Origin of the sequence: Mesorhizobium sp. M7D.F.Ca.US.004.01.2.1 (genome assembly GCF_003997785.1) — a bacterium.
Taxonomy (GTDB): Bacteria; Pseudomonadota; Alphaproteobacteria; order Rhizobiales; family Rhizobiaceae; genus Mesorhizobium; species Mesorhizobium loti.
Genome location: NZ_RZRQ01000218.1, coordinates 1 through 10249, shown reverse-complemented (window position 1 = coordinate 10249; position 10249 = coordinate 1). Strand labels below are relative to the sequence as shown.

The following is a 10249-nucleotide window of genomic DNA, read 5'->3' as shown; positions in this document are numbered from 1 at the left end:
GTTCGACGGCGCCTGCGAAGCGGTAGCCGACGCGCGGAACCGTGGATATCCATTCACCGCCGTCGGCGGCTGGACCAAGCAGCTTGCGCAGCTGCGCGATCTGGACGGTGAGGTTGCCTTCCTCGACGGCCGTGCCCGGCCACGCCGCGTCCATCAGTTCGGCCTTGCCGAGGATGTCGCCGGGCCGTCCGACAAGTGCTGCAAGCAGACTTAGTCCGCGGTAGCCAACGGCAACGGGCACATCATTCCGAAGCAGCGTTCCCGCACCCGGATCAAGCACGAACGGACCAAAGGCAAAACGCGATCCCTGCATAGGCGCATCTATAGCTCGTTTGGAAGTTTTGAGAACTATTTGGGAGGGCTTAATTACGGCGCCGTCCGTATCGCGCAGAATTCAACCTCATCGAGAGCCACCGCGCCCTCAAAACCATATGGAGGTTGCCATGACCAATACCCTCACTTCTTCCTTGCATTGTGCAGCGCGGCCGGGAACGCCCGTGCGGCCGGCATCGCGCCGGCTCCTGACGACCCTGCGAAGCATCATCGCGAGCTGGCACGATCGGACCTGGCGCGAGCGGATACGCTTTCGCTGGCAACTCAGGCAAATGTCGAAGGATAATCCGCATCTGATCGACGATATCGGTCTGACGATACAGCAGGTCGAGGGAGAGATCGCCAAGCCCTTCTGGGAACGATAGAGCGAATGCTGAACATCGCGTCGACCGTCAGCGCACCGCCTCGCGGTGGCCGCCGGGCAGGCGGGTGGCGATCAGCTTGTCGATGCGGCGGCCGTCGAGATCGACCACCTCGAAGCGCCAGCCCTGCGCGTCGACGCATTCGCCGGTCGCCGGCAGATGGTGCATGTGCGCCAGCACGTAGCCGGCGACAGTCTCGTAGTCGCGGTTTTCCGGCAGGTCGATGCCGAGAATGTCGGCCATCTCGTCGGCCTGCATGTAGCCGGCGAGCAGCCACGAGCCATCCTCGCGCTTGACGGCATTTTCTTCATCGCCGGCGTCGGTGTCCGCCCGGAACACGCCGGTGATGGCTTCCAAAATGTCGGCCGGGGTGACGATGCCTTCGAAATGGCCGTATTCGTCATGCACCAGCGCCATCGGCACGTCGGATTCCTTGAGCTTCTGCAGCACATCCAGCGCATCGGCCTGATCGTAGACGATGGGGGCGGCGCGCACATGCCTGCGCGGATCGAGCACGCGGCCGGCAAGCAGTGCTGCCAGCACGTCGCGCGTCTGGACGACGCCGACCATGACATCGACGCCACCGTCGCCGGCCGGCAGCCGGGAATGCTGGGTTTCCATCAAAAGCTTGCGGATGGTGCTTTCGTCGGACTGCAGATTGATCCAGTCGACCTCGGTGCGTGGCGTCATCACGGCGCGCACGGCGCGGTCGCCAAGCCGCATGACGCCGGCGATCATGCGCCGCTCGTCGGATTCGATGGTGCCGTGATGCTCGGCCTCGGCGACCAGCATCTTGATCTCTTCGTCGGTGACCTTTTCCTCGCTTTCGCCGCGCTGGCCGAGCAGCCACAGGATGGCGCGGCCGGAGAAGTCGAGCAGGAAGACCAGCGGCGCCGAGACGGTGGCGAGGATGGTCATTGCCGGGGCGACCCTGGCGGCGACCCTTTCAGGATCACGCAAGGCGATCTGCTTGGGCACCAGTTCGCCGACGATCAGCGAGAAATAGGTGATGATGGCAACGACGATGCCGACGCCGAGCGGATCGGCGACGGTCTCACGGATGCCTGTCGAGGCCAGGAACTGCGCCAGCCGCTCGCCGAGCGTAGCGCCCGAAAAGGCGCCCGACAACACGCCGACAAGGGTGATGCCGATCTGCACCGAGGAGAGGAACTTGCCGGGATTCGAACCAAGCTCGAGGGCGCGGCCGGCGCCATTGATGCCGCGGTCGATCATCGCTTTCAGCCGGGCCGGGCGCGACGAGACGATGGCGAGCTCGGACATCGACAAAAGGCCGTTCACGCAGATGAGGACGACCACGATAGCGATTTCGACGTATAGCATGAGCGGTCAATAGCATTGCCGCGCGGTCTTCGAAAATAGTCCGGCGTGTTTTTTGAGAAATGACCGGTATTTCGCTCACGCGGCATCCCAGGGCGGCGCCGAAAAATGTTCGACGAGAGCGTCGACGACAACCCGCACCTTTGGCGTGAGCGTGCGCGTCACCGGCCAGACGGCATGCACGACGATGTTCTCGACCAGGCAGTCCGACAGCACCATTTCGAGATCGCCGCTTTTGAGGCTGTCGGCGGCCAGCCATGTAGGCAGGAAGGTGATGCCGCAGCCGGCAAGCGCGGCATCCAGCATCGGCTCGCCATGGCCGAGGACGAGCCGCGCCCTGGGCACGAAGGTTGCCAGATGGCCGTCGGCATGCCTGATGACCCAGGGACGGACGACACCCTCGCGGCCATAGCCGATGACGCTGTGATCGGCGAGATCCTCGACCGATTGCGGCCGGCCATGCCTGTCGAGATAGGCGGGAGCAGCACAAATGGCCGAGCGCTGGGCGTAGAGGCGCCTGGCCGCAAGCGACAGGCTGTCGTCGAGTTCGCCCATGCGGATCGCCAGGTCGATGCCCTCCTCGATCAGGTCGACGCGGCGGTCGTTGAAGGAGATTTCTACCGTCAGGTCCGGAAACTTCCTCGAGATCTCGAACAGCACGGGGGCGACGCAGCGGCGGCCGAAGGCCAGCGGCACGTCGATCCGAAGCCGGCCGGACGGGACCTGCCGGCGCGAGGCGAGCAACGACTGTGCGGCTTCGATCTCGGCCAGGGCCCGGACGCAGGCTTCATAGTAGCTGACGCCTTCGCTGGTCGGGCTGAGGCTGCGGGTGGTGCGGTTCAGCAAGCGAACGCCGAGCCTCTGTTCCAGCTGCGCGATCGATTTGCCGATCGCCGACTTCGTCACATGCAGCCGCTCGCCGGCGCCCGTGAAGCTGCCAGCCTCGACCGATTGGACGAATGCGACGATGCCCTGCAGGTCGGCCGTTTCCATGATGATTTCCTATTGTCGACTTGTAGTCCGCAATTAGTCTCCAAATATGCCGCACAGAAGCACTATTTTCCATAGTCGGAAGGCATAAATGTCTCGCGTGGCATCACTCACGGAGCGCGAGACGACATGAGCACCCAAACCAACAGATACTGGCAAATGAGCGGCTTCGGCCTGTCGAAGCTAAGCCAGGTGGAAGGCAAGGTTCCCCAGCCAGGGCCGCACGATTTGCTGGTGCGGACCAAGGCCGTATCGCTCAACTACAAGGACAAGATGATCGTCGACGGCGTGCTGATCCCGGATCTCGCCTTTCCCTTCGTGCCGACATCCGACGCGGTGGGTGACGTGGTCGCCATCGGCAGCGCGGTCAGGCGCTTTCGGGTCGGGCAACGTGTGCTCGGCCAGGTGATCGCCGACTGGCCGGATGGCGACGCGCCGCCGGTGCTGCACAAGCACACGTTGGGATCGTCGCTGTCGGGCATGCTTTCCGATCATGTCGTCTTCGGCGAGGACGCCGCGGTGCTGGCGCCGCCGTAGCTCAGCGATATCGAGGCCGCGACGCTGCCGATCGCGGCGCTGACGGCTTGGTTCGCCATGGCCGAGGCGACCAGACCCGTGGCGGGCCAGACCATTCTGATCCAGGGCACCGGTGGCGTGTCGCTGTTTGCGCTGCAGTTCGCCGCCGCGTTTGGCCTGCGCGCCATCGTCACCTCAAGCAGCGATGAGAAGCTTGAGCGGGCAAGAAAACTCGGCGCCTGGCAAGGGATCAACTACCGCACGCAACCGGCATGGGACGAGGCCGCGCGTGAGCTGACGAATGGGCTGGGCGTGAACCACGTGCTGGAAATGGTCGGCGGCGACAATGCGCGGCGATCGCTGAACGCGCTGGCCGCCGATGGCCGGCTGTCGATCATCGGCCTGCTGGGCGCGATGGAGCTCAGCTTCCCGATCATGCCCTTCATGCGCAACCGCATCACCGTGCAGGGCCTGTCGGTCGGCCATCGCCGCGCCTTCGAGCGTATGAATCAGGCGATTGAGGCGCTGGCAATCAAACCGGTCATTGACAAGGTCTTTGGCTTCGACGAGGTGCCGCAGGCCTTGCAGCATCTGGAGAAAGGGCCGTTCGGCAAGATCGTGATCACCACAACCTGACCTTTGCGATGTGTCAGGGCAACGGCTTCAACACACCGACAATCGCCTCGCCGTCGGTGACATAGGGATCGCCGCCGCCATTGCGTCCGGTGGCTGTCGCGCCAATGCCTGCAAGGTCGCTGGTCGAGATCAACGTGCCGGCGGTCGCCAGATCGCGCATCAGAAAATCGCGCTCGGCGTCGATGTCGGGGCCGATATGGTGGGTGACGGCGCCGGTGTCGTGGCTGAGGCCGACGCCGCGGTCGAAGCTGGCCGAGCCCAGCCACAGCGGCCGGCCATCATCGCCGGCAGCATTGGTCTGCCAGAAGCGGACATGATGCCGGCGGTCGGCGCTGGGGCCCTCCGGCTTTTCGAAGGCGAGATCCTGGGCGCGGCCGTCGAACAGCAGCCGGCTGACCGGCGCATCGGGGTAGGGGTGGTCGAACAACACGCTTTCGCCGATTTCGATCGCGGTCTTCAAGGTCACGGCGTCGGCGGTGTCCCAGCCGGCAACGGCGAAGGCATGGACCACCTCCTTCTGCGTGCCGACCAGGCCGACATTGATAGGGTCACCGGGAATGCCTTGCGGCGTATGCGTCACCATCTCGAAGCGCTGCGTGCGAAAACCGCGATCGTGAAACGTCCAGAATTCCGGTGCGGCGAAATAGGCCAGCGCCAGATAGGCCGCGCAGAGCGCCACCAGCCAGGTCAATGCGCGTCGTCGCAGGCTTCGTTGGCTCATGAATGCGGCTCGATCCGTGCGGTATCTGTTGCCTGACGGACCCTGGAAATCAATGGTCAGCAGCGCGCAGCCGTTCTATCGTCCGCCATCGTTTTTGCGTGGGGTGAGCAGGAATGGAATGGAAGCCGGTGGGGCGCAGCTCGATGGCATTGACCGCGGACCTTGTCGCAAGGGTCGAGCGTATCGAACCGGATCCGGGTCCCGAGCCCGGAACAACCGAGCATACAGACGCGGAGTTCGATAGTCTTGTCGAGCAACTCCTGTCGGAACATCGGCCTGAAGCGCTGTGGGTTTTTGCCTATGGGTCGTTGATCTGGAACCCCGAATTCGCCCATGTCGAGCAGCGCCCGGCCACGGCGCCGGGATGGCACCGCTCGTTCTGCCTGAAGCTCACCCGCTGGCGCGGAACCCGCGATTTGCCGGCCTTGATGCTGGCCCTCGATCGAGGCGGCAGCTGCAACGGCATCGTCTATCGGCTGCCTTCGGAAGACCATTTCGGGCAACTTGGCCAGTTGATGCGCCGCGAGATCGATGCCAACCCGCCAACCAACGTGCCATGCTGGATCAAGGTCAAGACCAAGGACGGGCCGCTGCGTGCCTTGGCCTTCGTCGCCGCGCCAGGCGGCAGGGCCTATGCCGGCCGGTTGCCATTGGAGCAGGTTGCCGACACGCTGGCGCGGGCTGCCGGTCATTGGGGCTCGTCGGCGCAGTACCTATTCCGAACCGTCAGCAAACTGGAGGAGAGCGGGATTCGCGACCGGAATCTCTGGCGCATCCAGGATCTGGTGGCACGACAAATCATCGCTTCCACAGGTGGCGCCCAGCGCACCTGATCTTTCCTAGCGGCAGGCGCGATAGCCGTTCTTGCGGTTCTTGATGTCGAAATGGAAATGGTTGCGGTGGTCGTAATTGTAGCCGGGGCCGAGCACGGTGGTGAAATACTGACAACCGTCGGCGCGCACATTGTTGAGGAAGCCGCGGGTGCGGAAGGCAAACAGGCCGGGCTTGCGCACATCGATGTCGTCGCCATTGTTGAGCTCGATGCTCATGACGTCGAGCGCATTGCCCTTGCCGTGCTCCGACAGCACACCTTCGCCGGCGATGTTGCGGCAGGAGTAGCTGGAGCCCTGGTGGATGGTCTTCACGCCGGAGAAATAGCGCCAGCGGGCGGAGGGAACGAGTTCGTTCCTGGTCCAGCCGGCAAAGGTGGCGGCCATGTCGCAGGTCAACGTCGCGGCGGGCTTCATCTGGATGTTGCCGATGGCCGAGACCTTGACCGGATAATCGATGCCGCACTGGCCTTCATGGATCGGCGCCAGGTCGGTGAAGGCAACATCGAGGCGCTTCAATTGCTGCCGACAGTCGATCTCGCTGGCCGGCATCTGCTCGACCGGCGACATCGGCTCGTCCATGCGCGGATAGGCGGCCTGGGTCATGTAGGGATTGGAGGGAACAAGCTTCTGCATGCCGGTATATTGCGGCACGGCTGCAGTCTGGGAGCCGACGTCGACGGCCGGTTCAAGCGACAGCACGCTGCCGGTGTTGCAGGCGGAAACCGCCACGAGGGCAAGGCCGGCGGCAAGCCCACCGACTGCCATGCGCATGCGTCTCGATTGCCGTACGGCGGCAAATATCCCGGCCATTCGCGGAATCCCTGTCCCTAGATCTCCGGCATTTTAACGATCAAGGGTAAAGGAAAACTCAGTGCCCGCGTTCATGCCTGCGGCCGAATTGCGGCACGCGGCCCCGGCCAACCATCTTCACTGGCAGAACGTCCCGCCGTGCCGGCGCGGTTCGAGATCAAGATGGAAATGCAAGGAATGATCGGCGTCGGCGCCTGGGCCGAGCACGGTGTTGAAGGGTCCGCAGGCGGCCTTGCGCACGGCGTTGAGGAATTTGCCGTCCTTCTCGGGCGGGGCAGGGCCGACCTCGATCTTTTTGCCATCCGATAGCGTGAAACTGGCGATGTCGAGCGCGTTGCCGAAGGCGTGCTCCGACAGTTTCCGGGTGCCATGACGTGGCCGGCAGACAAAGGCCGATGCCTGGCTGATCGATTTCAGGTCTGCGCCGAATTCGACTTTCGCCGCCGGCTGGATCACATCGGCGGCAAAACGGGCCGCCGCCTCGGCCATCGGGCAGTTGAGTTCGGTGCCGGGGGCAATCGCGATCGACTTGCCGAGTGTCTTCAACACCAGGGGATAGGGGATCGAGCAGCCGATTTCTGGATCGCTTTCCGCCTTGTGCTCCTCGAATTCGACGCCGAGCGCCTTCAGCCGTTCGCGGCAAGCGACTTCCCCGGCGGGCATCTTGCCATCGGGGAGATCGGCCGAGCGCGGATCGGGCAGCATCTTCTCGTCGCCTGCTTCGGCCGGCTTTTGCTGCGGCGCAACGGCCGGCGGCTCATCCTCGGGTTCTGCGATGTCCGGCTTTTGTGTCGGAATCGGCGCGACCGCTGGTGGTTTCGGCTCGCTTTCCGTATCGGTTGAGGGTTCGTGTGCCGACGGCTCGGGAAGTGCCTGCTTCTTCTGGTGGGATTCTTCTTCACCGATACGGGCGGGCGCTCGGGCGGTGTTCGGAGCTTCCGTTTTCTGCTCCTCGGTCTTTGCAGCGTCGGCCTTTGGAGCGTCGGCCGGTCGTGGCTCGGGCAACGGAATACCAGGCTCTGGTGCCGGGACACCGGATCCGGGTATCGGGATACCAGCTGGCGAGGACGGCAAATCCTGCGGTTTCTGCCGTGCCTGGTTCGGCGTGACGTGCCGTTTGCCCCGCGGTTTCAGGCGCTGCCCGCCCCGCGGTTTGAGGGGCTGGTCGGCTCGCGGTGTCAGAGGCTGCTCCATCCGCGGCGTTAGCGGCTTGTGATGCCGATGGCGATGTCTGGCCTCGGCCGGCATCACCAGCAAAGCCGTGACGGCCATGAGCAATGCGCCCCTGCATGTTCGGGAAAAGACAATCGACCCCATGGCCCTCAACGGCGCCGAGGCAAGGAGGTTGCCTTGGCCGCATCACGAACGGTAACCACGTCGTTACGCGCCGATCGCTTCCAGCCCTTCCTCCAGCCAGTCGGCGAGCAGCGGCATGCCAAGCAGGTATTTTGCGGTGCGCTTGTTGGCGCGTTCGCGCGCCGCGGCAAGCGCGTCCGCCCATTCGGCGGCGTCGTAGTCGCCGCGACCGACCCAGGCCAGCGCGATCAGTTCGGCTGCTTCATCGACATTGAGGTCGTTAATCAGCTCGCGCAGCTCTTCTTCGGTAAGGTTCTCGGAGCTTTCCTCAGCAAGGCCGTCATGGTGATGGTTGACATGGGACTCGCCGTCGAGCTCGACCTCGTGCTCCGAGCCATCGGCATAGTCTTCATTGACGGCGGCACTCAGCGCCTTGGCCTTGAGGATGAACAGACGCACGGTGTCGGGACCGATCGAAAGCTCCCAGTCCTTTTCAAGCCGCTGCTGCACGAGCAGTCTCCCAAGTGCCGAAATCCTGGCAAGTGCCGAAATCCTGGCAAGTGCCGAAATCCTGGCAAGTGCCGAAATCCTGGCCGATGATAACGGATTTGCAGCATCCGTCACCTGATGTTCTCCCGCACGCATTTTTCCGGGATGAAATGGCGGGCGCTTGGCGTTAGTGTTGCATTCTCACCCCTCAAGGAGGCTTCGATGCATAAAAGAATGCTGATCCAGGCGGCGACTGCCCTTGTCGCGCTGCAGTTCCTTGCCGTTCCTGTGTTTGCCGCGGGCAGTGGCAGTGGCGGTGGTAGCGATCAGACCGTCACCCAGTGCAAGAAGGGCGAAGTCTGGGACAAGAAGAAGAAAAAGTGCGTCGCGCCCCAGGAAGGCATGCTCGACGACGACAGCATCTATGATGCGGGCCACGCGCTGGCGATGGCCGGGCGCTACGACGAGGCGATTGCCGTGCTCAGCCTCGCCGCCAACAAGCAGGATCCGCGCATCCTCAACTATCTCGGCTATTCGCATCGCCATTCCGGCCGCGTCACCGTCGGCCTCGGCTATTACGAGGAAGCGCTGCGCATCGATCCCAACTATACGCTGGTGCGCGAATATCTCGGCGAAGCGCATCTGCAGATCGGCGATCTGGCCGGCGCCCAGCAGCAGTTGATGGAGATCGAGAAGCGGACCGGCAAGGGTTCGCGCGAATACGGTATGCTGTCCGAGCAGATCGACCATTTCATGAGGAGCTGAAAAGACACCAGGGGTTCTTCGGAGCGGCCGCGAGCGATCGCGGCCGCTTTTTTGTTACCCCTCGGACTTATTAGCCGCTCTCGACTGATGAAAGCGGGGATGATTTTTGCAAAACCGATTTTTGGACGTGAAAAACCCGCGAAGATTGCTATATTCAGGGAAATTGCGGTGAAACGGTTCCGTTAGCCCGAGGCTGCCGGACCGTTTTCTTTTTGTACCCATCGACAAGGCTTTCCCCGAAACGCGGGGGTGGCAGCAGGAAAGGTCAGGCATCATGAACAAGGTCCCGATGACAGGCGAGGGGTTCGCGTCATTGAAGGAAGAACTGCGTTGGCGCCAGCAGGAAGAGCGGCCGCGCATCATCGAGGCGATCTCCGAAGCGCGCTCGCATGGCGACCTGTCCGAAAATGCCGAGTATCATGCCGCCAAAGAGTCGCAGAGCCTCAATGAGGGCCGCGTCAACGAGCTTGAAGATTATATCGCGCGCGCCGAGGTGATCGACGTGAGCAAGCTCAGCGGCGACAAGATCAAGTTCGGCGCCACCGTGGTGCTGGTCGACGAGGACACCGAGGAGAAGAAGACCTACCGGATCGTCGGCGACCAGGAAGCGGACGTGAAGTCCGGCCGCATCTCGATCTCCTCGCCGATCGCGCGTGCGCTCATAGGCAAGGAAGTCGGCGACGCCATCGAAGTCAACGCGCCGGGCGGTGCCAGGGGGTATGAGATCGTCCAGGTGCAATTTATTTAGGTCGAAAGCCCGGCTGTTAAGCCTTTAGCCGGGCTATTTGTTTCAATCACAAACGCCGCGCCGCCCCTCATCTGGCTGCCGCCATCTTCTCCCCGTGAACGGGGAGAAGGACGCCTTTATTGATGATTCCGGCAATTCTCAGCGTTGCAAAGAAGGTGCCGGCGTTGCCGCCAGCTTCTTTCCCGTTCACGGGGAGAAATGCCCAGCAGGGCAATGAGGGGCAGCGCTAGCCTCCCGATTGAATTCAATTCTTACCAGCATTGGGCCTGCCAAGGACCTGAAGTCCCGCCAGCCTCTCTGCTTCCGCCACCGCCTCCGCCGGCGCAACGCGCTCCCCAGGCGCGGCCAAAAGCGTCGATGCATAGGGCCCGCGCGGGCCGGTCAAACCCGGCTCGGTCGCCAGGAACACCGC

Annotated in this window: 13 protein-coding genes and 1 pseudogene; 6 read left to right on the top strand and 8 right to left on the bottom strand. The window is 63.3% G+C overall.

The window, feature by feature from the left end:
- On the bottom strand, positions 1–313 hold a 313-nt coding region (locus EN993_RS24490; protein ID WP_164757783.1), incomplete at its 3' end, for a transcriptional regulator.
- 130 nt (positions 314–443) lie between these two features.
- Between EN993_RS24490 and EN993_RS24485 the strand changes: the two genes are divergently transcribed.
- Entirely contained in the window at positions 444–698 is a 255-nt protein-coding gene (locus EN993_RS24485; RefSeq protein WP_109661285.1) for a hypothetical protein, read from the top strand.
- A gap of 27 nt (positions 699–725) precedes the next feature.
- Here the strand turns inward: EN993_RS24485 and EN993_RS24480 are convergent, their stop codons facing one another.
- The gene (locus tag EN993_RS24480; protein ID WP_109659883.1) at positions 726–2036 is read right to left on the bottom strand and encodes a hemolysin family protein; all 1311 of its coding nucleotides are present in this window, start codon (positions 2034–2036) and stop codon (positions 726–728) included.
- Between the two features lie 75 nt (positions 2037–2111).
- A complete protein-coding gene (locus EN993_RS24475) occupies positions 2112–3026 on the bottom strand; it encodes a LysR family transcriptional regulator (RefSeq protein ID WP_126070126.1) in 915 nt (304 codons plus the stop codon).
- Between the two features lie 126 nt (positions 3027–3152).
- Here EN993_RS24475 and EN993_RS37980 point away from each other — a divergent pair, with 126 nt between their 5' ends.
- On the top strand, positions 3153–3560 hold the full coding sequence (locus EN993_RS37980; protein ID WP_245468956.1) for an alcohol dehydrogenase catalytic domain-containing protein: 408 nt from the start codon (positions 3153–3155) through the stop codon (positions 3558–3560).
- 57 nt (positions 3561–3617) lie between these two features.
- The gene (locus EN993_RS37975) at positions 3618–4175 is read left to right on the top strand and encodes an NAD(P)-dependent alcohol dehydrogenase (protein ID WP_245468955.1); all 558 of its coding nucleotides are present in this window, start codon (positions 3618–3620) and stop codon (positions 4173–4175) included.
- A 13-nt stretch (positions 4176–4188) separates the two neighbouring features.
- Here EN993_RS37975 and EN993_RS24465 read toward each other — a convergent pair whose 3' ends face one another.
- Entirely contained in the window at positions 4189–4896 is a 708-nt protein-coding gene (locus EN993_RS24465) for an LssY C-terminal domain-containing protein (protein WP_127265044.1), read from the bottom strand.
- A 113-nt stretch (positions 4897–5009) separates the two neighbouring features.
- Here EN993_RS24465 and EN993_RS24460 point away from each other — a divergent pair, with 113 nt between their 5' ends.
- Entirely contained in the window at positions 5010–5729 is a 720-nt protein-coding gene (locus tag EN993_RS24460) for a gamma-glutamylcyclotransferase (RefSeq protein WP_127265043.1), read from the top strand.
- A gap of 6 nt (positions 5730–5735) precedes the next feature.
- Here the strand turns inward: EN993_RS24460 and EN993_RS24455 are convergent, their stop codons facing one another.
- The 3 genes from EN993_RS24455 to EN993_RS24445 all read right to left on the bottom strand — a co-directional run bounded on the left by EN993_RS24455 (position 5736) and on the right by EN993_RS24445 (position 8345).
- Positions 5736–6539 carry an extensin family protein gene (locus tag EN993_RS24455; RefSeq protein WP_126070123.1) on the bottom strand — a complete coding sequence of 268 codons (804 nt, stop codon included), beginning with the start codon at positions 6537–6539 and terminating at the stop codon, positions 5736–5738.
- Between the two features lie 117 nt (positions 6540–6656).
- A complete protein-coding gene (locus tag EN993_RS24450; RefSeq protein ID WP_245468954.1) occupies positions 6657–7544 on the bottom strand; it encodes an extensin family protein in 888 nt (295 codons plus the stop codon).
- A gap of 375 nt (positions 7545–7919) precedes the next feature.
- Positions 7920–8345, bottom strand: a complete 426-nt coding sequence (locus EN993_RS24445) for a DUF3775 domain-containing protein (RefSeq protein ID WP_109659897.1) — start codon at positions 8343–8345, stop codon at positions 7920–7922.
- Between the two features lie 201 nt (positions 8346–8546).
- Here EN993_RS24445 and EN993_RS24440 point away from each other — a divergent pair, with 201 nt between their 5' ends.
- Positions 8547–9089, top strand: coding sequence for a tetratricopeptide repeat protein (locus EN993_RS24440; protein ID WP_126070121.1), 543 nt, complete (start codon positions 8547–8549; stop codon positions 9087–9089).
- 274 nt (positions 9090–9363) lie between these two features.
- Positions 9364–9837, top strand: coding sequence for a transcription elongation factor GreA (gene greA, locus EN993_RS24435; protein WP_027039333.1), 474 nt, complete (start codon positions 9364–9366; stop codon positions 9835–9837).
- Positions 9838–10081: 244 nt separating this feature from the next.
- Here greA and EN993_RS37970 read toward each other — a convergent pair.
- Positions 10082–10249: pseudogene (locus tag EN993_RS37970) on the bottom strand (lipopolysaccharide heptosyltransferase I); the annotation flags it as partial.